This window comes from Actinomadura opuntiae, assembly GCF_030283205.1.
Lineage (GTDB): Bacteria > Actinomycetota > Actinomycetes > Streptosporangiales > Streptosporangiaceae > Spirillospora.
This window is the reverse complement of record NZ_JASNWF010000004.1, coordinates 261,243-282,427: the sequence shown is the minus strand read 5'-3', so window position 1 is coordinate 282,427 and position 21,185 is coordinate 261,243. Positions and strand designations below refer to the sequence as shown.

The 21,185-nt window shown below is 72.9% G+C and carries 21 protein-coding genes; 14 read left to right on the top strand and 7 right to left on the bottom strand.

Features of this window, described 5'->3' with window-relative positions:
* Nucleotides 1-2 precede the first annotated feature (2 nt).
* Genes QP089_RS10145 through ptsP form a run of 3 tightly spaced genes read left to right on the top strand, consistent with a single transcriptional unit; the run spans nucleotide 3 to nucleotide 2,630 of the window.
* Nucleotides 3-686, top strand: a complete 684-nt coding sequence (locus tag QP089_RS10145) for an HAD family hydrolase (RefSeq protein ID WP_285911191.1) — start codon at nucleotides 3-5, stop codon at nucleotides 684-686.
* Nucleotides 683-955 (top strand): HPr family phosphocarrier protein, encoded by a 273-nt coding sequence (locus QP089_RS10140; RefSeq protein ID WP_285911189.1) that lies wholly within the window; start codon nucleotides 683-685, stop codon nucleotides 953-955. Before QP089_RS10145 ends, QP089_RS10140 begins: the two co-directional genes overlap by 4 nt.
* Complete coding sequence (gene ptsP, locus QP089_RS10135) at nucleotides 948-2,630, top strand: phosphoenolpyruvate--protein phosphotransferase (protein ID WP_285911187.1); 1,683 nt, start codon at nucleotides 948-950, stop codon at nucleotides 2,628-2,630. Before QP089_RS10140 ends, ptsP begins: the two co-directional genes overlap by 8 nt.
* A 49-nt stretch (nucleotides 2,631-2,679) precedes the next feature.
* Here ptsP and QP089_RS10130 read toward each other — a convergent pair whose 3' ends face one another.
* From QP089_RS10130 to QP089_RS10115, 4 genes are all read right to left on the bottom strand, one after another.
* Nucleotides 2,680-3,183 carry a hypothetical protein gene (locus QP089_RS10130; RefSeq protein WP_285911185.1) on the bottom strand — a complete coding sequence of 168 codons (504 nt, stop codon included), beginning with the start codon at nucleotides 3,181-3,183 and terminating at the stop codon, nucleotides 2,680-2,682.
* 61 nt (nucleotides 3,184-3,244) lie between these two features.
* Nucleotides 3,245-4,963 (bottom strand): glycoside hydrolase family 3 protein, encoded by a 1,719-nt coding sequence (locus QP089_RS10125; RefSeq protein WP_285911183.1) that lies wholly within the window; start codon nucleotides 4,961-4,963, stop codon nucleotides 3,245-3,247.
* Nucleotides 4,964-5,081: 118 nt separating this feature from the next.
* On the bottom strand, nucleotides 5,082-7,340 hold the full coding sequence (locus tag QP089_RS10120) for a transglycosylase domain-containing protein (RefSeq protein WP_285911181.1): 2,259 nt from the start codon (nucleotides 7,338-7,340) through the stop codon (nucleotides 5,082-5,084).
* Nucleotides 7,341-7,770: 430 nt separating this feature from the next.
* Nucleotides 7,771-8,931, bottom strand: coding sequence for a BadF/BadG/BcrA/BcrD ATPase family protein (locus tag QP089_RS10115; RefSeq protein WP_446474018.1), 1,161 nt, complete (start codon nucleotides 8,929-8,931; stop codon nucleotides 7,771-7,773).
* Between the two features lie 130 nt (nucleotides 8,932-9,061).
* On the opposite strand from QP089_RS10115, the gene QP089_RS10110 reads away from it, so the two are divergent.
* Together QP089_RS10110 and QP089_RS10105 are read left to right on the top strand one after the other, a co-directional pair.
* Nucleotides 9,062-10,024 (top strand): MurR/RpiR family transcriptional regulator, encoded by a 963-nt coding sequence (locus QP089_RS10110; protein WP_285911179.1) that lies wholly within the window; start codon nucleotides 9,062-9,064, stop codon nucleotides 10,022-10,024.
* Nucleotides 10,021-10,917 carry an N-acetylmuramic acid 6-phosphate etherase gene (locus QP089_RS10105; RefSeq protein WP_285911177.1) on the top strand — a complete coding sequence of 299 codons (897 nt, stop codon included), beginning with the start codon at nucleotides 10,021-10,023 and terminating at the stop codon, nucleotides 10,915-10,917. The genes QP089_RS10110 and QP089_RS10105 overlap by 4 nt, the downstream gene beginning before the upstream one ends.
* 154 nt (nucleotides 10,918-11,071) lie before the next feature.
* Here QP089_RS10105 and QP089_RS10100 read toward each other — a convergent pair whose 3' ends face one another.
* A complete protein-coding gene (locus QP089_RS10100) occupies nucleotides 11,072-12,268 on the bottom strand; it encodes an acyl-CoA dehydrogenase family protein (protein ID WP_285911175.1) in 1,197 nt (398 codons plus the stop codon).
* A gap of 61 nt (nucleotides 12,269-12,329) precedes the next feature.
* Here QP089_RS10100 and QP089_RS10095 point away from each other — a divergent pair, with 61 nt between their 5' ends.
* Both QP089_RS10095 and QP089_RS10090 read left to right on the top strand, forming a co-directional pair.
* Nucleotides 12,330-12,983, top strand: coding sequence for an HAD family hydrolase (locus QP089_RS10095; protein WP_285911174.1), 654 nt, complete (start codon nucleotides 12,330-12,332; stop codon nucleotides 12,981-12,983).
* A gap of 17 nt (nucleotides 12,984-13,000) precedes the next feature.
* Complete coding sequence (locus QP089_RS10090; RefSeq protein WP_285911172.1) at nucleotides 13,001-13,507, top strand: DUF6912 family protein; 507 nt, start codon at nucleotides 13,001-13,003, stop codon at nucleotides 13,505-13,507.
* A gap of 118 nt (nucleotides 13,508-13,625) precedes the next feature.
* Here the strand turns inward: QP089_RS10090 and QP089_RS10085 are convergent, their stop codons facing one another.
* The gene (locus tag QP089_RS10085) at nucleotides 13,626-13,820 is read right to left on the bottom strand and encodes a hypothetical protein (protein ID WP_285911170.1); all 195 of its coding nucleotides are present in this window, start codon (nucleotides 13,818-13,820) and stop codon (nucleotides 13,626-13,628) included.
* Between the two features lie 141 nt (nucleotides 13,821-13,961).
* Complete coding sequence (locus QP089_RS10080; RefSeq protein ID WP_285911168.1) at nucleotides 13,962-14,357, bottom strand: ATP-binding protein; 396 nt, start codon at nucleotides 14,355-14,357, stop codon at nucleotides 13,962-13,964.
* A gap of 158 nt (nucleotides 14,358-14,515) precedes the next feature.
* Between QP089_RS10080 and QP089_RS10075 the strand changes: the two genes are divergently transcribed.
* The 7 genes from QP089_RS10075 to QP089_RS10045 all read left to right on the top strand — a co-directional run bounded on the left by QP089_RS10075 (nucleotide 14,516) and on the right by QP089_RS10045 (nucleotide 20,957).
* The gene (locus tag QP089_RS10075) at nucleotides 14,516-15,331 is read left to right on the top strand and encodes a helix-turn-helix domain-containing protein (RefSeq protein ID WP_285911166.1); all 816 of its coding nucleotides are present in this window, start codon (nucleotides 14,516-14,518) and stop codon (nucleotides 15,329-15,331) included.
* A complete protein-coding gene (locus QP089_RS10070; RefSeq protein WP_285911164.1) occupies nucleotides 15,322-15,504 on the top strand; it encodes a DUF397 domain-containing protein in 183 nt (60 codons plus the stop codon). Before QP089_RS10075 ends, QP089_RS10070 begins: the two co-directional genes overlap by 10 nt.
* A gap of 42 nt (nucleotides 15,505-15,546) precedes the next feature.
* Complete coding sequence (locus QP089_RS10065) at nucleotides 15,547-15,747, top strand: DUF397 domain-containing protein (protein ID WP_285911162.1); 201 nt, start codon at nucleotides 15,547-15,549, stop codon at nucleotides 15,745-15,747.
* 23 nt (nucleotides 15,748-15,770) lie between these two features.
* Entirely contained in the window at nucleotides 15,771-15,956 is a 186-nt protein-coding gene (locus tag QP089_RS10060) for a DUF397 domain-containing protein (RefSeq protein ID WP_285911160.1), read from the top strand.
* A 179-nt stretch (nucleotides 15,957-16,135) separates the two neighbouring features.
* Nucleotides 16,136-17,767, top strand: coding sequence for an L-glutamate gamma-semialdehyde dehydrogenase (pruA, locus tag QP089_RS10055; protein WP_285911158.1), 1,632 nt, complete (start codon nucleotides 16,136-16,138; stop codon nucleotides 17,765-17,767).
* A gap of 145 nt (nucleotides 17,768-17,912) precedes the next feature.
* Nucleotides 17,913-18,623, top strand: a complete 711-nt coding sequence (locus tag QP089_RS10050; protein ID WP_285911156.1) for an HAD family hydrolase — start codon at nucleotides 17,913-17,915, stop codon at nucleotides 18,621-18,623.
* Between the two features lie 372 nt (nucleotides 18,624-18,995).
* Entirely contained in the window at nucleotides 18,996-20,957 is a 1,962-nt protein-coding gene (locus QP089_RS10045) for an acetoacetate--CoA ligase (RefSeq protein WP_285911154.1), read from the top strand.
* The last annotated feature ends 228 nt before the right edge of the window (nucleotides 20,958-21,185 follow it).

The window sequence follows — 21,185 nt, the reverse complement described above, 5'->3', positions numbered from 1 at the left end:
GGATGGCGGTGATCGGCCTGCGCGCGGCCGTGTTCGACCTGGACGGCACCCTGATGGACACCGAGCCGCGCAACCGCGTGATGTGGTCGCGCCTGTTCGAGGCGCACGGCGTGCCGTACGACGAGGAGCTGATCGCCTCGTTCGCGGGGCGCCGCGGCATCGAGGTGCTGGAGGACCTGGCGCACCTGTTCCCCGGCCGCACCGCCGAGGAGCTGTTCGAGCAGGCGGTGTCGTACGAGACCGCGGACGGCGTGCCGGAGGACGTCCCCGTCGCCGGTGCCGTCGAGCTGGTGCGGTCGCTGGCGGACGCCGGCGTGCCGCTGGCCGTCGTCACGTCCGGGCAGCGGCCGTACGCCGAGCGGCTGCTGGCCGCGCTGGGCGTCCGCGATCTGATGGACATCGTGGTGACCGCCGGCGACGTCGTCACCGGCAAGCCGCATCCGGAGGGGTACCTGGCCGCCGCGCGCGACCTGGGCGTCCCGCCCGGTGAGGCGGTCGGGTTCGAGGACGCGCCGGCGGGCGTCGCGGCCGTGAAGGCGGCCGGGATGACCTGCGTCGGCGTCGCCACCACCCAGCCGGTGGCGGCGCTCGCCGGGGCGGACCACGTCGTCGCGGACCTGAAGGAAGTCAATGTCGAGCCGGGCCCCGCGCTGCGGGTGCGCGGCGCCGCAAGGGAGATTCTGTGAGCGAGCGCAACGTCAAGATCGAGTCGAGGGTGGGGCTGCACGCGCGGCCGGCCGCGCTGTTCGTCCAGACCGCGGCCAAGGCGCCGATGGAGGTGACCGTGGCCAAGCGCGGCGGCTCGCCCGTCAACGCCAAGAGCATCCTCGCGGTGCTCGGGATGGACGCCCGGCACGGCGAGGAGGTCGTGCTGTCCGCCGACGGCGAGGGCGCCGACGAGCTGCTGGACAGCCTGGAGGCGCTGCTGTCCACGCCGGAGCCGGAAGGTGCCTGAGGTCCTGACCGGCGCGGGGGTCAGCCCGGGGGTGGGCGCCGGCCCGGTGCGCCGCATCGCCGGCGACGTCCCGGAGCCCGAGGCCGGGTCCCGGCACGGCGGTGACGCGGCGGCCGAGCGCGACGGCGCGCTCGCCGCGCTCGAGGCCGTCGCCGCCGACCTGGAGGAGCGCGGCGCGCGCGCGGCGGCCGCCGGCAACACCGACGGCCGGGACGTGCTGAACGCGCAGGCGCTGATGGCCCGCGACCCCGGCCTCGCCGACGGCGTCACCGCCAAGATCGGCGAGGGCATGGGCGCGGCCCGCGCGGTGTTCGAGGCGTTCGGGGTGTACCGGGAGATGCTCGCCGGGGCGGGGGAGTACATGGCCGCCCGGGTCAGCGACCTCGACGACATCCGCGACCGCGCGATCGCGCGCCTGCTCGGCCTGCCGATGCCCGGCGTGCCGGAGTCGGACGAGCCGTTCGTGCTGGTCGCGCGGGATCTCGCGCCCGCCGACACCGCCGTGCTCGACCCGGCGCAGGTCGTCGCGTTCGTCACCGAGGAGGGCGGCCCGACCAGCCACACCGCGATCCTCGCCCGCACGATGGGCGTGCCGGCCGTGGTGGCGCTGCCGGGCGCGACCGCGCTCGCCGACGGGACCCGCGTCCTGGTCGACGGGTCCGCCGGGACGGTCCGCACCGACCCGGCCGACGCCGAGGTCGCCGCCGCGCTGGCCGCCGGCGCCGCCCGCGACTCCGCACTCGCGGAGGTGTCGGGGCCGGGCGCGACGAAGGACGGGCACGCGGTGCCGCTGCTGGCGAACGTCGGCGGCCCGAAGGACCTGGAGGCCGCGCTGGCGAACGGTGCGGAGGGCGTCGGCCTGTACCGCACCGAGTTCCTGTTCCTCGACCGTTCGGTGCCGCCGTCCGACGCCGAGCAGGAGGAGGCCTACCGCAAGGTGCTGGAGGCGTTCCCGGAGGGCCGCGTGGTCGTGCGGACGCTGGACGCCGGCGCCGACAAGCCCCTGGCCTTCCTCCCGCCCCCCGGCGAGGAGCCGAACCCGGCGCTCGGCGAGCGCGGGCTGCGGATGGCGCGCCGGCACCCCGACGTGCTGGCCGCCCAGCTCGCCGCCCTCGCCCGCGCCGCCGCCGGGCTCAGCGTGAAGCTGCAGGTCATGGCCCCGATGGTGACGGACGCGGCGGAGGCGGCGTTCTTCGCTGGCGCCTGCCGCGACGCGGGCATCGAGCATCCCGGCGTCATGATCGAGGTGCCGGCCGCCGCGCTGCGCGCCCGCGACCTGGCGCCGGAGGTGGAGTTCTTCAGCATCGGCACCAACGACCTCACCCAGTACGCGTGCGCGGCCGACCGGCAGGTCGGCGGCCTCGCGCACCTGCAGGACCCGTGGCAGCCCGCGGTGCTCGACCTGGTCGCCCCCGCGGCCGCGGCGGGCGTCCCGTGCGGGGTCTGCGGCGAGGCCGCCGCCGACCCGGCGCTCGCCTGCGTCCTGGTGGGGCTCGGGGTGACGTCGCTGTCGATGAGCGCCCCGTCGCTCCCGCTCGTCCGGGCCGCCCTCGCCCGGCACACGCTGGACGAGTGCCGCCGCGCCGCCGAGGCGGCCCGCGCGGCACGCTCCGCCGCGGGCGCTCGCGAGGCGGCCCGCTCCCACCTCCCGGGCCTGGCGGACCTGGGGATCTGAGCGCGCTCGCGGTGGGTCGTCGGGGTGGGCGGCCCGCCGCGAGCGTTCGTCAGCCGGCGACGAGCCAGCGGGTTCCGGTCTTGCGGAGGGTGAACTTCGCGGCCAGGACGCCGCCGGGCCGTGCCGGGTCGCCCTTCCACTTCAGGTCGCCGAACGCGACCGTGTACTCGCCCTCGTCCGGACCGTCCTCGCAGGTCGGGACGGTCACGCCGCGCAGCGCGGCCAGGTCGGCGGGGCGGAGCTTTCGGCGGGCGGCGGCGAGGCCCCCCGCCCGGCAGCCGCCCGGACGGCCGAACGCCGCCCGGTCGTAGTCCGGCGTCAGCAGCGCGCACGCCTTGACGTTCCCGGCGGCGACGCCGCGCAGGAACTTGTAGAGCACCAGCCGCGCCGGGTAGCTGTCCTTCGCGGGGGCGGTCAGGTCGGCGAGCCGCGAGTCGCCCGGTTCGGGCGTCAGCGGCGGCATCCCCGCCTCGTCCTTCCCGCCGCAGCCGTCCAGACCGAGGACCAGCGCGGACAGCAGCGGCAGAACGGACAGGAGCGGACGAACGTGCACGGGGACCTCCCGGGGCTGCGAAGGCGGGCCGATCCTCCCAGCCCGCGGGTCCCCGCGTCCATCAATACGACAAGCCGTGACCAACGGGTTGCCCGCCCGCCGGCACGGGCAGCTTCCCCGTCGGCTTCACCGCGCCGGACAGCACTCGCGCCAGCGCCCTGACCGAGGTCGAGCCGGAGGAGTAGGTGGCGAGCGCCGCGGCGGCGCCGGCGGCGTCGTCGAGGTCGTAGGGGCGGCCGAGCGCCGCGACCACGACCGGCTTGGACGCCAGCGCGCTGACCCGCGCGGCCGTGGCGGTCCCGGCGTTCACCGTGGTCAGCACGTGGACGTCGGCGGCGTCCGGTGCGGCCGTCGCGACGCCCTGCTCGCGCAGCGCGGCAACGAGCGTCTCGCTGCCCGGGCCCGTGACGCTGACCTTCCTGCCCTTCAGCGGGAGCAGGCCGTGGGCGTTGCGGACGAGCGTGACGGCGTGCTCGGCGACCCGCTGGGCGGTCGCCTTCTGCTGCGGCGTGCCGATCTGGGCGGCCGCCTTGGCGGGCTCGGCGGGCGCCGCCTTGAACAGCCCGCGTCTCTGCTTGAGGGCGAGGATGCGAGTGACCGACTCGTCCAGCCGCTTCTGCGTGATCTTCCCGGCCTGGACGGCCCCGAGCACCGCGTTGTAGGCCTTGGACAGGCTCGGCGGCATCAGCAGCTGGTCGGCGCCCGCGTTGATCGCCCGGACGGGCACCACCGCGTCGCCGTACTTCTCCCGGACGCCCGCCATCTGCAGCGAGTCGGTGGTGATCACGCCCTTGTAGCCGAGGTCGCCGCGCAGCAGCCCGGTCAGCACCGTCTTCGACAGCGTCGACGGGTCGCCCGACTTGTCCAGGCCCGGCACCACGATGTGCGCCGTCATGATCATGTCGACGCCGGCGTCGATCGCGGCCTCGAACGGCGGCGCGTCCAGCTTGCGCCACTGCGCCGCCGAATGCGTGATCACCGGCAGGCCGGTGTGGCTGTCGGTCGCGGTGTCGCCGTGCCCCGGGAAGTGCTTGGCGGTCGCGGCGACCCCGGCGCCCTGGTAGCCGGCGATCGCCGCGGTCAGCAGCGGCGACACTCGGCCCGGATCGGAGCCGAACGAGCGCAGCCCGATCACCGGGTTGCGCGGATTGACGTTGACGTCGGCGTCCGGCGCGTAGTCCAGGTTGATCCCGACCGCGCGCAGCTCGGTGCCGGTGACCTGCGCGGCGGCGCGCGCGTCGGCGGCGCTCCGCGTCGCGCCCAGCGCCATGTTGCCGGGGAAGCGGGTGATGAACGGCGTCCGGGACACGATGCCCTGCTCCTCGTCCACGCCGAGCAGCAGCGGCACCTTGGACGCCTTCTGCAGCGCGTTCGACTGCGCGGCGGTCCCGGCGGGCGAGCTGAAGTTCTCCGGGAAGTAGATGAACCCGCCGACGTGGTACTTGCGGACGGCCGCCAGCGCGCTCGCGCGGCTGGAGAACGTCGGCACGAACAGCTGCCCGACCTTCTCCCGCAGGCTCATCTTCGCCACGTATCCGGGAACCCACGCGTCCGGTGCCTTCGTCACGGGCGCCTTCTTTCCCGACGAGCCGGACTTGCCGGGCGAGCCGGAGTGCGCGGACGACCCCGACCCGCCGTCGTCACCACCGCCCCCGCAGCCGGCCAGCGGCAGCGCCAGCGCGACCGCCGCCGCGAGCGGCAGCCGTCCGAGCGCAGCGCCTCTCCGCCGGGGCCGCCGCCGGGCGGATCCGGCCGATCGCGAACGGCTATCCGCGGACATCAATGGCACGCACCTGACCAGGCCCCCCGACGTGGTCGTCTGCTCGCATCGGACGTCGCGACGTTAACCGCTCGCCGCCGCCCTGTCGACCCGCGCCGCCGGGGGGCCCGCCGCCCGGTCACGGCGCGGCGCAGACCGCCGCGTCGTCGTTGCCGGGCGTCGCGCACCACTTCTTGCGGCTCCGCGCGTCGGCGGGCGGGCCGGGCGTACCGTCCTCGCGCGGCACACGGGTCGGTACCGGCGGCGCACCGGCGGCGGGTGTCCCGTTTCTCGTCTTCGGGTGGCTTCCCGGTCCGCCGGGGTCCTTCTTCTTGACCGTGTCGTCCCAGTTGACGGCGTTGCCGGTGAACGCCGGCTCCGGGAACGGCTCCGTGGGCAGGTTGCGCGTGACGTCTGCCATGAACGCCTGCCAGATCTGCGAAGGCACGTTCTCCCCGGCGACCTTCCCGGGATGGCCGGGCAGCCCCTTCAGCGGGCTCGCGCTCGCCCGGGTCATCATCACCGACGCCGACAGCTGCGGGACGTACCCGACGAACCAGGCCGCATGGTTGTCGTCCGACGTGCCGGTCTTGCCCGCCGCGTCGCGGTCCGGGAGCGCCGCGCGCCGCCCCGTGCCGCCGGTGACGACCGCCCGCATCGCGTACGTCGCCTGCGCCGCCTGCTCGGCGGTCAGGACACGGCGGCCCGGACGGTCCCAGGGCAGCGGCACCCGCCGCCCGTGCGCGTCGACGACCTTGGTGACCAGGTGCGGGGTCACGGCGGTGCCGCCGTTGGCGAACGCGGCGTACCCGCCCGCCTGCACGGCCGCCGAGACGTTCGCGATCCCGAGCGCGAGCCCCGCCTGCCCCTTGTAGGGGCGCAGCGCCGACTCCGGCACGCCGAACCTCCGCGCCGTCTCCGCCACGTTCGCGACCCCGGTCTTCAGCGCGGCCTTCACGAACCCCGTGTTGACCGACAGCGCCGTCGCCTTCACCAGGTCGACCGTCCCGAGCGAGCCGATCTCAGCGTCGTTGGAGACCTTGTAGCCGGGTGCGGTCATCGGTGTCACGCTGCCGTCCGGCGCGAACCGCAGCGGTGATTTGCCCGGAACCTTCGTCCGGACGCTGTAGCCGCGGCGCAGCGCGGCGGCGAGCACGTACGGCTTGAACGTCGAGGCCGCCTGCGCGACGGGCTCGAATACCGAGTCGTACCGGCCGCGCCGCGGGTCGCCCGCGTAGAACGCCTTGACCGCGCCGCTCGCCGGGTCCACCGCGACGAGGCCGGTCCGCACGTCCTTCGGCCATTCCGGTTCGCGCGCCTTCCGCATGGCCTGCTCGGCGGACGCCATCCAGCGCCGGTCGAGCCCGGTGTAGATCCGCAGCCGGCCGTTCACGACGGCGTCGGCCGGGACGCCGGCGCTCTCCAGCTCGTCCAGGACGCGCTGCCTCGCCAGCAGGTCCTGGCCCGACAGGCTGACGCCGCGCCACTCCTCGCGCGTGCGCGGGAACCGCAGCCGGTCCGCGCCCGCCCGGTCCAGCTTGCCCATCGACACCATGCCGTCGAGCACGTAGCCCCAGCGGGCCCGCAGCGCCTTCGCCGCGTCGCCGCCGCCCCGCGTCCGGAAGTACCCGGGGCGCTGGATCATCGCGGCCAGCAGCGCGCACTCGGCGACGTCGAGTTGCCAGACGTCCTTGTCGAAGTAGGCGCGCGCCGCCGCCTCCACCCCGGACGTCTGCCGGCCGAAGTAGACGGTGTTCAGGTAGAGGTCGAGGATCTCGTCCTTGGCGCGGTGCCGGTCCAGCTTCAGCGCCACGAGGATCTCCTTGATCTTGCGGCCGGCCGTCCGGTCCCGGCTGAGCCCCTTGAAGTAGTTGCGGGCCAGCTGCTGGGTGATCGTCGACCCGCCCTGCACGTCGCCGCCGGACGCGTCCTTCAGCAGCGCGCGGGCCGTCCCGGAGACCGAGACGCCCTGGTTGCGGTAGAAGCCGCGGTCCTCGGCCGCGAGCACGGCCCACCGCAGCCGGTCGGGGATCTGGCCATGCCGGACGCTCTGCCGGTTGGCGCCCAGCCGGAGCAGCGGCGTCCGGCCGTCGGCGTAGTAGACGGTGGAGCCCTCGTCGGTGGCGCCGTCCTGCGGCTCGGTCGGGACGGGCGTCCGGACGTAGGCGACGACGACCGCGGCGACCGCCAGGACGACCAGCGCGAGCAGCGACGCCAGGACCCAGCGCCAGCAGCGCAGGATCCGGTGGAGACGACCACGGCGCGGACGGCGGGTGCGGTGGTGTCCGCCGGAGCCGCGCCGCAGCGAGCGCTGCCCGGCGCGGACGAGCCGGCGGGCGCTGCGGGACAGGCGGACGCGGGCGGCGCGGAGACGGCGGCCCTCGGATGCGGGGAGCATGCGACCTCGTTCGATGTGGGATACGGAGTCGGCCGTCGTCCGGGCGTCGGCTGGCGCCATGGCACGGGCGCGCGCGAGAGCGCACGGCGGTGCGGCATGGCGCGCCGGGGCGCGCGAAATGTGCGCGCAGGGGAGCCTGCGCGGACGACGCTGCGGATGGACGCAGCCGAATCGGTACGAGCCACATCTGTGGCCGGTGGTCCCTCCGGTCACGGTGCCAACGGCACCGCACCGGCGGATCTTGTGCCACCGTGGTCACAGCCTAATCACGATGGACCCCGTGCCCGCAAGCGGAGTGGGAATACGGTGGGGTCCATCGTGACGAGCCGGACGGCTGCGGTGCCGTCCTCTCCGGCCTCGTCGGCGGGGGCGTCCGGTGGGGTCGGCCACCGGCGGCGCCCGCCCGGCCGGGCGGTGCTTCGCCGGGCGCTCAGCCCGGCAGGGGATGGCCGAGCCGGCGCAGGGCCAGCCCGGCCGCGCCGACGGCGCCGTCGCCCGCGCTGCGCGGCGCCTCGGCGAACCGGTCGCGCAGCCCGGTGCGGACGGCGTCGGCGACGGGTCCCTCGCGCAGGACCGAGCCGTGCATGACGACCGGCGCGCAGGGGTCGGACAGGGCCGGGCGCACCGCGTCGACGTCGCGGAGCAGCCACTCGGCGGCCTCGTCGGTGATGCGCCGGGCCACCGGGTCCCCGGCGGCCGCGGCGGCGGCGACCACCGGGCCGAGCCTGCCGAGGGCGGCGGGCGGGCGGCCGTACACCTCCTTGATGATGGCCTGGGCGAGCTGCGGGTTCGGCGTCGTCCCCGGCAGCTCCGGACGCCCGTGCTGGCCCGGCGGCGCGCCCAGCGGGCCCGGCGGCCCGGCGGCGCCGCCGCCGGGCTGCGGGCAGGGGGCCTCGTGGACCAGCAGGGCGGTGCCCGTCCCGCCGCCGCCCGGCGGCAGCGCCGCCGGGGACAGCGCCGCCGCCTGGGAGAGGGCGGCGGCCGGCGCGCCCGGACCCCCGGGCGGCGGGGACGCCCCCGCCATCGCCAGCGTCCGGTGCCGGGGTCTTCGCCGGGCGGAGTCGATCTCGGCGACCACGGCGGGGCCCAGCAGCGCCCGCGGGACCGAGTCGGTCAGCAGCGTCGGCGAGCCGCGGCCGTCGTAGGCGGCCAGCGCCGCCCGGACCGCCTCCTTGCCGAGCCAGACGGCCGAACCCTCGTCCCCCACCAGCCAGCCGTAGCCGTCCGCGCGCTGCACGATCGCCCCGTCGCTGATGACCGCGGCGCCGGCGCCCGTGCCGGAGAACACCACGATGCCCTTGGGCTCGGTGGTCCCGGCGGCGAACGCCACGGCGATGTCGGTCACCACGGCGGGCGAGCCGCGCAGCCCGACGGCCTGCCAGGCGCGCCGCGCGGCGCTGACGGCGGCGGGCCGGCCGGCCGAGCCGGCTCCGGCGATCCCGAACACGCCGGTGAGGATGTGGGTACGGTCGAGGTCTCCGAGCGCCTCCCGCAGGGCCGTGGTCAGCGCCCCTGCGGTGTCGCCCCCGGAGTTGGGGTTGGCCCCGGGGCCGGTGCCGGAACCGGCCAGGGCGCCCCCGAGCGTCAGCACGACACAGCGGGTCTTCGTGCCACCCGCGTCTATGCCGACCACGTAAGGACCGGCCAAATGGGTCAACACAGGGCGACCGTAGCCTTTTCTACCGTTGACGTGACATCCTGGCAGTAAGAAACTTTCTTCCATGAGGAAACCCATCGGCCCCGAGCCGGGGAGCGCGGGGGAGCCCGGAGCAGCGCGGGACGAGGCGGCGCGCAAGGACGCGACGCCGCTGAGCACCGTGGTGCGGGTCCGCTCGCTGCTGCCCTCGCTGCCCCCCGCCGAGCGACGAGTCGCTCAACGCGTCATCGACGACCCCGAAGGGGTCGCCAACTCCACCATCACCGAACTCGCCCAGACCTGTGGCACCTCCGAGACCACCGTCATCAGGTTCTGCCGCGCGATCGGGTTCCATGGTTACCCAGAGCTCCGACTGACCCTCGCCACCGAGGCGGGACGGGCCCAGAGCGCCAGCGGCGGGCGGGTCATCGGCAGCGACATCAGCCCCGACGACTCACTCGAGCAGATCGTGGAGAAGGTGACCTTCGCCGATGCCAGGGCCGTCGAGGAGACCGCCTCCCAGCTCGACATCAAGATGCTGGAGCAGGTCGTCGACGCCGTCGTCGCCGCGGACCGGGTCGACGTCTACGGCGTCGGCGCCAGCGCCTTCGTCGCGATGGACTTCCAGCAGAAGCTGCACCGCATCGGGCGCTTCTGCTCGGCCTGGGCCGACGCGCACATCATGCTCACCAGCGCCGCGGTGCTCGGCCCCACCAGCGTCGCGATCGGCATCTCGCACACCGGCGCGACCGTCGAGACCATCGACGCCCTGGAGGTCGCCAAGAGCAACGGCGCCACGACCGTGGCACTGACCAACTTCCCGAAATCCCCCATAGCGGAGGTGGCCGACCTGATCCTCACGACCGCGGCGCGGGAGACGACCTTCCGCTCCGGCGCCACCGCCAGCCGGCTGGCGCAGCTCACGGTGGTCGACTGCGTCTTCGTCGGAGTGGCGCAGCGCACCTTCGGGCCGACCCGCAAGGCCCTGGAAGCCACGTTCGAGGCGGTCCGCGGCCGGACCGTACGACCCGACCGGAGGCGTCGGTGATCGATTGCGAGCTCCCCACCGAGGGCCGGAACCCCCGCACCCTCGACGTCGACACGCTGCCGACCCTGGAGGTGCTGCACCTGATCAACACCGAGGACGCCACCGTGCCGATGGTGGTGGCGGGCGTGCTCCCGCAGGTCGCCCGGCTGGTCGACCTCGCCGTCGACTCGCTGCGCGCGGGCGGCCGGGTGCACTACTTCGGCGCCGGGACGTCCGGCCGGCTCGCGGTCATCGACGCCGCCGAGCTGCCGCCGACGTTCGGCATCTGGGGGCGCGTCGTCGCCCACCACGCCGGCGGGCCCGGCGCGCTGTCCCAGGCGATCTCCGACGTCGAGGACGACATGGAGCTCGGCATGCGGGACGCCCGCGAGGTCCAGCCGGGCGACATCGCCATCGGCATCGCCGCGAGCGGCCGCACCCCCTACGTGATCGGCGCGCTGCGCGCCGCCACCGCGGGCGGCGCCCGCACCGCGCTGATCAGCTGCAACCCGCACACGCCCTACGGCGAGGAAGTGGAGGTGCACATCGGCCTGGCCACCGGACCCGAGGTGATCAGCGGCTCCACCCGGATGAAGGCCGGCACCGCGACCAAGCTGGTGCTCAACTCCTTCTCCACCACCCTGATGATCAGGATGGGCCGCACCTACTCCAACCTGATGGTCAGCGTGAACGCGCTGAACTCCAAGCTGCGCGCCCGGCTGGTGCGCATCCTCACCGAGGCCACCGGCATGGACGCCCGGACCTGCGAGAACGCCCTCAACGAGGCGGGCGGCAACACCCGCGTCGCGCTGGTGTCGCTGCTCGGCGAGGTCCCGGCGGCGCGCGCCACGATGGTCCTCGAGGAGACCGACGGCGGCGTCCGGGAGGCCCTGCAACGCCTCAGATCCGCATAGGCGCGCCGCGACGGGCTTAGCCCGTGTCCCCGAGTCCGGCGGCGGCCCCCGCCGGCCCGCGGAGGATCCGTGGTCATGCGTTCTTCCCCGCACCGACCGCATGACCACGGCCTCCCGACCGGCCCCGGGGGCCGTATCGCGCCCGCCGGGCGGGTCAGTGCTCGTAGCGGCGGAGCTCCTGGCGGGCGACGGTGCGGACGTGCACCTCGTCCGGGCCGTCGAAGATCCGCATGGCGCGGACCCAGGCGTACATCGCGGCCAGCGGGGTGTCGTCGGACACGCCGGCGCCGCCGTGGAGCTGGATCGCCCGGTCGAGCACCTCGTGGGTGATCCGCGGCACGACCACCTTGATCGCGGCGATCTCCGACCGGGCGCCCTTGGACCCGTGCTTGTCGATCAGCCAGGCGGTCTTCAGGGTGAGCAGCCGCGCCTGCTCGATCGCCATCCGCGACTCGGCGATCTGCTGGCGCACCACGCCCTGCTTGGCCAGCGGCCCGCCGAACGCGACGCGGTCCACGGCGCGGCGGCACATCAGCTCCAGCGCCCGCTCCGCCATGCCGAGCGCCCGCATGCAGTGGTGGATGCGCCCGGGCCCGAGCCGCGCCTGCGCGATCATGAACCCGTCGCCCTCCTCGGCGATCAGGTTCGACACAGGCACCCGGACGTCCTCGAACAGGATCTCCGAGTGGCCGTGCTGGTCCTGGTAGCCGAACACCGGCAGGTGCCGGACGACGGTCAGGCCCGGCGCGTCGCGCGGCACGAGGATCTGCGACTGCTGCCGGTGCGCGGGGCCGTCCGGGTCGGTCTTGCCCATGACGATGAAGATCTTGCAGCGCTCGTCGGCCGCGCCGGTGATGAACCACTTGCGGCCGTTGATCACGTACTCGTCGCCGTCCCGGACGATCGAGGTGGTGATGTTGGTGGCGTCGGATGAGGCGACCTCCGGCTCCGTCATCGCGAACGCGCTGCGGATCTCGCCGTCCAGCAGCGGCTTCAGCCACCGCTCCTTCTGCTCGGGGGTCCCGAACATGTGGAGGACCTCCATGTTCCCGGTGTCCGGCGCGGCGCAGTTGACCGCCTCCGGCGCCAGGTCGGGCGAGCGGCCGGTCAGCTCCGCCAGCGTCGCGTACTCCAGGTTCGACAGCCCGGACACGTCCGGGAGGAACAGGTTCCACAGGCCCCGCTCGCGCGCCTCCGCCTTCAGCTCCTGGACGACCGGCGGCAGCGCGTGCGGGTCGTTCTCCGCGCGCCAGGCCGTGTACACCGGCTCCGCCGGGTAGACGTGCTCGTCCATGAACTCCTGGAGTCGTTCCTGGTAGTCCAGTGCCTTCGGGCTGAGTTCGAAGTCCATGCCGGCCAGTCTGGCAGAACGGGATTCGGTCAATGCGGGTGGGATCGCCTACCATCGGCCCGTGCCCGCAGAACAGCCGAAGACCGTCAAAGCCGTCATCACCGACTGGGGCGGCGTCCTCACCTCCCCGCTGAACGACGCCGTCGGCGCCTGGCTGGCCGCCGACGGCATCGACGCCGACCGCTACCGCACGGTGATGCGCGCCTGGGTGAAGCAGGCCTACGACGGTGCCGGCACCAACCCCATCCACGGCCTGGAGGACGGCTCGCTCGCCCCCGAGGAGTTCGAGCGCCTCCTGGCCGCCGAACTGCTCACCGTCGACGGCGGCCCGGTCGCCGCCGCGGGCCTGATCTCCCGCATGTTCGGCGCGTTCTCCCCGGTCGAGCCGATGTACGAGGCGCTCCGCGCGGCCCGCGCCCACGGCACCCGCACCGCCCTCCTCTCCAACTCCTGGGGCAACGACTACCCGCGCGAGCTGTTCGCCGACCTCTTCGACGCCGTCGTCATCTCCTGCGAGGTCGGCCTGCGCAAGCCGGACGAGCGGATCTTCCGGCACGCCCTCGACCTGCTCGGCCTGGACGCCGCCGAATGCGTCTTCATCGACGACATCGAGCACAACGTCCACGCTGCCCAAGCGCTCGGCATCCGCGGCATCCACCACACGTCCGCCGACGCCACGATCGCCGAACTGCGCGGGCTGGGCCTCCTCCCGTGACAGACTGACCAACCGTCATGCGCGTCTACCTGCCGTCCACGCTCACCCTCCTCGCCGCCGTCCACGCCGCCCGCGAGGCCGGTCCCGCGCCCCTGCCCGGGCACGCGGTCACGCCCGCGCTGCGCGAGTGGTACGCGGACGGCGACCTCGAGGAACTGGAGTACGCCGCGCTGACCGCGGCCGCCCGCGCCTCGCTGCGCCTGCTCGCCGCCGACCCGTCCGCGCCCCGCCGCCGCGTCGTCCTCGCCGCCGAGATCCCCGACCAGTCGGTCTCCTGGTCCCGCGGCGACGCCTCCCTCGACGGCGACGACCGCTCCCTCGTCGAGATCACCGCGCCCGTCCCGTGGAAGCGCCTGGCCTCCGGCCACGTCGACGACCCCGCCGCCGTCCCCGACGTCACCGCCGCCGTCGAGGCCCTCCCCGCCGCCGAAGCCGGCGACGACGACGCCCTCTTCACCGTCGACGGCGCCGAAGGCCACGAACTCCTCTGGTACGCCACCCAAGAACTCCAACACCTCCTCTGACCCGCCCCCCAGCCACCCCTGCGCGTCCCACCCACCCGCCGCGTCGGCACATCACCCGCTGCGACGCGGAACACGCCGCCGCCACGCCACGGGACGCGCTGGCGCCCCACCCATCGGATCACGCCTCCTCCAATAGCCCGGCCGCGCGCTCCACAGCGGCGGGATCGGCCACATGGAGCAGATCGAGCAGCCCCTCCAGGTGGCTCGAAGAGATCAGCATCCGTCCACTGGCCCGCCAGACGTCGCCGTCCAGCGTGATCGACCAGTGCGGAAACAGATGCCGCAGGAGCAGCAGCGTCACGGATTCGTTCATCGCGCATCTCCTCAACGAAGAGCCCCCGCCCCTCCGCTCCGGGGGAAGCAGCAGGAAGGACGGGGCTCGGAGCGTGACCGTGGGAAGCGATCAGCCCCGTTCGGAAGCGAGAACCCGACCACGCCGCCGGGCCTCGCGAGGTCAGGAGGTGGGCAGCTTCGCCCAAACGGCCTTGCCGCCCTCACTCAGGGGACGGACGCCCCAGCAGTCCCGGACGAACTCGGCGATGAGCTGAAGGCCCCGGCCAGAGATGGCGGCATAGTTCTGCGGCTTCACCACCGGACGGCCCTCGCCCGAGTCCCACACTTCGATCACGGGCTGCCCGTCGTGGTCACGCGGGAGCCGCACGACGATGGGCCCTTCACCGTGCCGGTAGGCGTTCGTGACCAGCTCGCAGACGATGAGCCGGCCCAGGTAGTCGTCGGGGATGCCCCACTCGGCGAAGCACTTGGCCAGGAACTCGCGAGCGAGCCGGGGCGCTTCGTCGGTGGGGTCGAGCACGATCGTCGGGGTCTCGGGTACTGCTGCTGAAGTCATCGGTGCGCCTTTGGAACGTTGTCCGGCTGATCGCCATCTATTCAGCCACCGGGTGAACGCGTAGCGTCACGAAGCGCAGGTGGTTGCACGACAAGTTCTCCTGACTGGACTTCTCAAGTTGGTGGCCGGTTGAGTCAGGGTTGAGAGACCATGACGTCATGGCCCCACGACGGTCGAGAGCGAAGGTCAGTCCGAGCCTGATCGCGTTCGGACGCAGGTTCCGCAGGTTCCGCGAGGCCAAGGGGTGGAGTCAGGAGAACCTCGCCGTGCGGGCGCGCGACGGCGAGGGCGTCACCCCTCAATACATCGGCGCGGTCGAGACCGGCCGGACCCGCTGCACGCTGGAGTTCGCCAAGGAGATGGACAAGATTCTCGAGGCGGACGGCGAGCTGATCGCGCTCTGGGAAGACCTGGTCAAGGATGCCGCCTTCCCTACCTGGTACGAGTGGCTGCCCATCGAAGAGACGGCCGATGAGCTGACGTCGTGGAGCCTCTCACTTGTCCACGGCCTGCTTCAGACTCCCCGCTACGCCGAAGTGCTGCTGTACGGCGACAAGGAGAAGGTCGAGGAGCGCATGGCCAGGCAAGGCATCTTCACCCGGAAGAGCCCGCCGTCGCCCGGCTGTACGTTTCTCGTGGATGAGGGGGTGCTGCTGCGGGAGGTAGGCGACCCGGAGGTCATGCGGGAGCAGTTCGACCACCTTCTCGAAGCGCCGAAAGCCCTCGGGGTGTCGCTGCACATCGTGAAGATGCGCGGCGACCACCTCGGGAACGTAAGTTCCTTTACGATCGCGACTATGGAGGACAGGCGGGAGGTCGCATACTTTGAGAGCCCCGCGCGCGGGTTCACAATCGAGGAGTATGACGAGCTTGGCGCCCTTCACCGTGCGCTCCGAGAAGTTCGGGCCCTGGCCCTCCCGCTAGATCAGTCGCTTGATGTCATTCGAAAGGTGCGGGCAGAACGATGGACCTGACTACGGCCACTTGGCAGAAGAGCAGCTACAGCGGAGGCACAGGGGGCGAGTGCATCGAGCTGGCGTCGGCTCCCGGTGTCGTCGCCGTCCGTGACTCGAAGGACCCGCACGGACCGATGCTGGTCGTCAGGCGTGACGAGTTCGCGGTCCTGGTGACGTCCCTCAAACACTGACGCAGTCTGCGGAACTGCCCCGCGGCATCGTGGGAGAAGAGCATGAATACGAGGAAGGCGAAGTGGCGCAAGGCCACCCGCTCGACTTCGACCGGAGGCGAGTGCGTTGAGCTGGCGTCCGCCTCGGGTGCCGTCGCCGTCCGTGACTCGAAGGATCCGGACGGCCCGAAGCTGGTCGTGGGGCGTGATGAGTTCGCGGCCTTCGTGGCGGTCCTCAAGGACGGAATCAGTCGACGTACCTGACGCGACGCGTCGTGGGAGGCGACATGGATGTGAGTAAGGCGATCTGGCGGAAGTCGTCGCTCAGCTCTGGCAACGGCGGCAACTGCGTTGAGCTGGCTGACCTCGGTGCGGTCGTCGGCGTCCGCGACAGCAAGGACCCGGAGGGCGGGCACCTCGATGTCGGCCGTGCCGAGCTGCGGGTGCTGCTGGCCGTCCTGAAACGGCTATAACGACCTTTCGCTGAGCCCCGGCCCCCCGACGGTCCGGGGCTCTTTTGTGTGTTCGGTGGCTCTTTGCGGCGCTTCTCGTTCGCTGGGTGAGCGGGGTGGAGGGCGGCGGGTATTCGTCGGGTGGGGGTGGGTAGGGCTCGGCATGTCGACAGGGCCGTCGAGCTTGCGGGAGCGGACAGATGGACGCCGTCACCAATGTGCCGGTACCGGTGAACGAGCCGGTCAAGGGGTATGCGCCGGGGAGCGCCGAGCGGGCGGCGCTGGAGGCGAAGATCAAGGAGCTCGGCGGCGCGGAGACCGAGCTGACGATGACGATCGGCGGCGAGCGGCGGATGGGGGTCGGCGCGCCGATCGACGTGGTGGAGCCCCACAACCACGGTCATGTTCTGGGGCGGATGGGCAACGCCGTCGACGCGGACGTCGCGGAGGCGATCGCGGCGGCGCGGGAGGCCGCGCCGGGCTGGCGGGCGATGGCACCGGACGACCGGGCCGCGATCTTCCTGCGGGCCGCCGAGCTGCTGGCGGGGCCGTGGCGCTCCACGTTGAACGCGGCGACGATCCTCGGCCAGTCCAAGTCCGTCCAGCAGGCGGAGATCGACTCTGCGTGCGAGCTGATCGACTTCCTGCGGTTCAACGTCGCGTACGCGCGGCAGATCCGCGAGATGCAGCCGAACTCCTCGCCGGGCGTGTGGAACCGGATGGAATACCGGCCGCTGGAAGGATTCGTCCTCGCCATCACCCCGTTCAACTTCAGCGCGATCGCCGGGAACCTGCCGACCTCGCCTGCATTGATGGGCAACGTCGTGGTCTGGAAGCCGTCGCCGACGCAGCAGCTCGCCGCGCACCACACGATGCGGCTGTTGGAGGCGGCCGGGCTGCCGCCCGGTGTCATCAACCTGGTCACCGGGGACGGGCAGGCCGTTTCGAACGTCGCGCTGGCCAGTCCGGAGCTGGCGGGACTGCACTTCACCGGCTCGCCGCCCACGTTCCAAGCGCTGTGGCGGACGATCGGGGAGAACATCGCCCGGTACCGGGGCTACCCGCGCATCGTCGGCGAGACCGGCGGCAAGGACTTCGTGGTGGCCCACCCTTCCGCGGATCCGGCGGTGCTGAAGACCGTGCTGGTGCGCGGCGCGTTCGAGTACCAGGGGCAGAAGTGCTCGGCGGCGTCCCGCGCCTACATCCCGCGTTCCATCTGGGACGGCATGCGCGACGACTTCTGCGCGGAGGTCGAGGGCCTCACCATGGGCAACGTGGCGGACGACCTGTCGGCCTTCATGGGCGCCGTGATCGACGACCGCGCCTTCGCCAAGCACCGCCGCGCGATCGAACGCGCGCGCGGCATCGACAGCATGCGGATGCTCGTCGGCGGCGAGCTGGACGACTCGGTGGGCTACTTCGTCCGGCCCACGGTGCTGGAGTCGTCGGACCCGACCGACGAGATCTTCACCACCGAGTACTTCGGTCCGATCCTCGGCGTCCACGTCTACGACGACCATGACTACGACTCCGTCCTCACGCAGTTGGAGAGCGTCTCCGAGTACGGGCTGACCGGCGCGATCGTCGCGCGCGACCGCGCCGCCATCGCGTCCGCGACCGAGACCCTCCGCTTCGCCGCGGGCAACTTCTACATCAACGACAAGCCGACCGGCGCCGCGGTCAGCCAGCAGCCCTTCGGCGGCGCCCGCGCGTCCGGCACCAACGACAAGGCCGGCTCGGTGTTCAACCTCATCCGCTGGACGAACGTCCGCGCCATCAAGGAGACCTTCGTCCCGCCGACCGACCACCGCTACCCCCACATGGGCGCCTGACCCCACCCCGCCGTCGGCCCGGTGCGGGCGCGGTTGCGGTGGGTGGGCGGGAGGCTCGACGATTAGTCCGCCCCGCCGGACGGCGGGGCCGGGCGGCGCCCGGAGGGCGCTCGCCGACGCCTTCCGAGCGGTGCATGGGAACGGGATGTCGACGTTGAACCGTCTGGTGCTGTGGAACATCGATCACACGCTGGTCGACGTCGGGCGGGTCACCCGGGAGGCGTACGCGGAGGCGTTCCAGCGGACCGTCGGGCGGCCGCTCGTGCGGCTCGCCCCCACCCCCGGGCGCACCGAGTCGGAGATCATCTTCGAGACGCTGGCTTTCAACGACGTCGTCACCACCGACGACCATCTGCCCCCCTTCGTTTCCGCGCTCACCGAGGCGTTCGCGAACCGCCGTGCCGATCTGCGGACGCACGGCCGCGTGCTGGCCGGGGCCCGCGAGGCCGTCGAGGCCCTGGCCCACGTGCCGGGAGTCGTGCAGTCGGTGCTCACCGGGTCGATCCGGCCGAACGCCGTGCTCAAGGTGACCGAGCTGGGCCTCGCCGACCGTCTCGACCTCGGCGCCGGCGGCTACGAGGACGGCGTCTACAGCAAGGCCGCGCTGCTGGAGCTCGCCCGCGCCCGTGCGGGCGAGCGGCACGGTGCCCGCTACCCCGAGTCGGCCACCGTCTACATCGCCGATTCGCCCCGTGACGTGCAGGCCGCCCACATCGCGGGCTCGCCGATCATCGCCGTCGCCACCGGCAGCGCCACCGAGGCGGAGCTGCGCTCGGCGGGCGCGGACCGCGTCCTCGCGACCCTCGCCGACACCGAGGACGTGGTGAGCGCCGTTGCGGAGCTGACCCGCCTCTGACCCCCGCCCCGAGAACCCGGCACAGCGTGCCACGCCACCCCGACCACGCCTGTCGTGTGGGCCGTGTGCGGCTCATGGTGTGGCGTGCCATGGTCGGTGGCTCCTTTCTGTGGTGGGTTCAGTTTTCGGGTGGTGGTGGGGGCGTGGGAAGTGGAATCGCGTTCTGTGGAAAACCTCGGGGGGTGTGGGCGGCGAGGATGGCCGGGCGGCTCGATGTGTGGGGGCTGCGGATTGCCCGCCGAACGCCTGTGACCTGCGATGGGACGGCGGCGGCCGGGCAGCGCGCGCAAGATCGGCGGAAGTTGCGCGGGCCGGGCGGTGAGGCCGATATTGGGAGGGTCGCGCATCGGGGTGCGGCGGGGAGGGAGAGCGATGTCGCGTGATCACGAGGTCTCCGAGGGAGCGGCGCTGTGGGAGCCGTCGGAGGAGGTCGTCGCGAACGCGCGGGTGACCCGCTTCATCCACTGGCTGTGGGACCGGGGCGTGCGCGCCGAGTCCTATGACGACCTGTGGCGCTGGTCCGTCACCGAGGTGGACGCGTTCTGGGACGCGATCTGGTCGTACTTCGGCGTGGTGGGGGAGCGCGGCGACGGCCCGGTCCGCGAGGGCGGCCCCATGCCGGTCGACGGCCTGCGCTGGTTCCCCGGCGCGACCCTGAACTACGCCGCGAACGCGCTGCGCCGCGCCCAGGACACCCCGGACGAGACGGCGGTGGTGTTCCGGTCGGAGGCCGGCGGGCACCGGGTGCTGTCCTACCGCGAGCTGTTCCTGCACGTCGCGGAGGTGCGGGCGGGCCTGGCCGACCTGGGCGTCGGCAAGGGCGACCGGGTCGTGGCCTACATCCCGAACATCCCCGAGGCGCTGGTCTGCTTCCTCGCGACCGCGTCGCTGGGCGCCGTCTGGTCGTCGTGCTCGCCGGACTTCGGGTCCTCCTCGGTGATTGACCGGTTCGCGCAGATCGAGCCGAAGGTCCTGATCGCGGTGGACGGGTACGCCTACAACGGCAGGACGTTCGACCGGCGGGAGATCGTCGGCGAGATCGAGGCCGCGCTTCCGACGCTGGCCGCGACGGTGCTGATCCCCTACCTCGACCCGGCCGCCACGCCGGACGGCCTGCGCGTCGGCATGCACTACGGCGACCTTCCGCGCGGCGACCACGACACCATCGAGTTCGAGGACGTCCCGTTCGACCACCCGCTGTGGGTGGTCTACTCGTCGGGTACTACGGGCCTGCCCAAGCCGATCGTGCACGGGCACGGCGGAGTGGTGCTGGAGCACCTGAAGGCCCTGTCGTTCCATCAGGACGTCGGCCAGGGCGATGTGTTCTTCTGGTTCACCACCACCGGCTGGATGATGTGGAACTACCTCATCGGCGGCCTTCTGGTGGGGTCCACCATCGTCATGTACGACGGCGCGCCGCTCGACCTATGGAAGCTCGCCGCCGACAACGGTGTCACCTACATGGGCGTGGGCGCGCCCTACATCACCGCGTCAGCCAAGGACGGCCGTCACCCCGGACGCGAATTCGACCTGTCGGCACTGCGCGGCATCGGTTCCACCGGCTCGCCGCTACCGCCCGAAGGATTCGCGTGGGTGTACGAGGAGGTCGGCAAGAACCTCCTGCTCGGGTCGTTCTCCGGTGGCACCGACCTGTGCACCGGGTTCGTCGGGCCGTCGCCGCTGTTGCCGCTGCGCGCGGGCGTCATCCAGTGCCGCGGGCTGGGCGCGAAGGTCGAGGCCTACGGAGACGACGGCAAGCCGGTCGAGAACGAGGTCGGCGAGCTGGTCATCACCGAGCCGATGCCGTCCATGCCGGTGTTCTTCTGGAGCGACGACAGCGGCGACCGCTACCGCGAGTCCTACTTCGACATGTACCCGGGCGTGTGGCGGCACGGCGACTGGATCAAGATCCTGCCGGACGGCGGCTGCGTCATCTACGGACGGTCCGACTCCACCCTCAACCGCGGCGGCGTCCGGATGGGAACGTCCGACTTCTACCGGGTCGTCGAGGCCTTCGACGAGATCACCGACAGCCTCGTCATCGACACCGGACGGCTCGGGCAAGAGGGCCGCCTGCTGCTGTACGTGCAGCTCGCCGAGGGCGCGGAGCTGACCGAAGACCTGGCGGCCCGGCTGAAGCGCGAGATCCGCTCGGCGCTGTCGCCGCGGCACGTCCCGGACGAGATCACCGCCGTGCCCGGCATCCCGCGCACGCTGTCGGGCAAGAAGCTGGAGGTCCCCGTCCGCAAGATCCTCCAGGGCACTCCGGTGGACGAGGCGGCCAACCGCGGCGCGATGGCCAACCCCGAAGTCCTCACGCACTTCACGCCCTGACGGCGGCGCGCCCGGAACGTCCCCGCGGACCGTGGTGACCAGGTGTCGCCCGGGGCGCGGGGGCATTAAGGTGGTCGCTCGGCCCAAATGCGTCCGATCGGAAGCAGCGGGTCAGATCGCGCCGTAAGGTCGCATGGCCGGGTGAACTTCCCAACGACCTCGCGCGTCCCACTGTCGGAGCGCTGGTCTGCGAGAATTCGGCCCGTGGTCCGTTCGGCCCGTCGACGA

Coding starts and splice junctions, on each gene's coding strand:
- QP089_RS10110 (WP_285911179.1), top strand. CDS start 9,062: ATGAGGAAACCCATCGGCCCCGAGCCGGGGAGCGCGGGGGAGCCCGGA.
- QP089_RS10060 (WP_285911160.1), top strand. CDS start 15,771: ATGGATGTGAGTAAGGCGATCTGGCGGAAGTCGTCGCTCAGCTCTGGC.
- QP089_RS10045 (WP_285911154.1), top strand. CDS start 18,996: ATGTCGCGTGATCACGAGGTCTCCGAGGGAGCGGCGCTGTGGGAGCCG.
- pruA (WP_285911158.1), top strand. CDS start 16,136: ATGGACGCCGTCACCAATGTGCCGGTACCGGTGAACGAGCCGGTCAAG.
- QP089_RS10100 (WP_285911175.1), bottom strand. CDS start 12,268: ATGGACTTCGAACTCAGCCCGAAGGCACTGGACTACCAGGAACGACTC.
- QP089_RS10065 (WP_285911162.1), top strand. CDS start 15,547: ATGAATACGAGGAAGGCGAAGTGGCGCAAGGCCACCCGCTCGACTTCG.
- QP089_RS10125 (WP_285911183.1), bottom strand. CDS start 4,963: ATGTCCGCGGATAGCCGTTCGCGATCGGCCGGATCCGCCCGGCGGCGG.
- QP089_RS10145 (WP_285911191.1), top strand. CDS start 3: ATGGCGGTGATCGGCCTGCGCGCGGCCGTGTTCGACCTGGACGGCACC.
- QP089_RS10075 (WP_285911166.1), top strand. CDS start 14,516: ATGGCCCCACGACGGTCGAGAGCGAAGGTCAGTCCGAGCCTGATCGCG.
- QP089_RS10085 (WP_285911170.1), bottom strand. CDS start 13,820: ATGAACGAATCCGTGACGCTGCTGCTCCTGCGGCATCTGTTTCCGCAC.
- QP089_RS10050 (WP_285911156.1), top strand. CDS start 17,913: ATGTCGACGTTGAACCGTCTGGTGCTGTGGAACATCGATCACACGCTG.
- QP089_RS10090 (WP_285911172.1), top strand. CDS start 13,001: ATGCGCGTCTACCTGCCGTCCACGCTCACCCTCCTCGCCGCCGTCCAC.
- QP089_RS10080 (WP_285911168.1), bottom strand. CDS start 14,357: ATGACTTCAGCAGCAGTACCCGAGACCCCGACGATCGTGCTCGACCCC.
- QP089_RS10070 (WP_285911164.1), top strand. CDS start 15,322: ATGGACCTGACTACGGCCACTTGGCAGAAGAGCAGCTACAGCGGAGGC.
- QP089_RS10120 (WP_285911181.1), bottom strand. CDS start 7,340: ATGCTCCCCGCATCCGAGGGCCGCCGTCTCCGCGCCGCCCGCGTCCGC.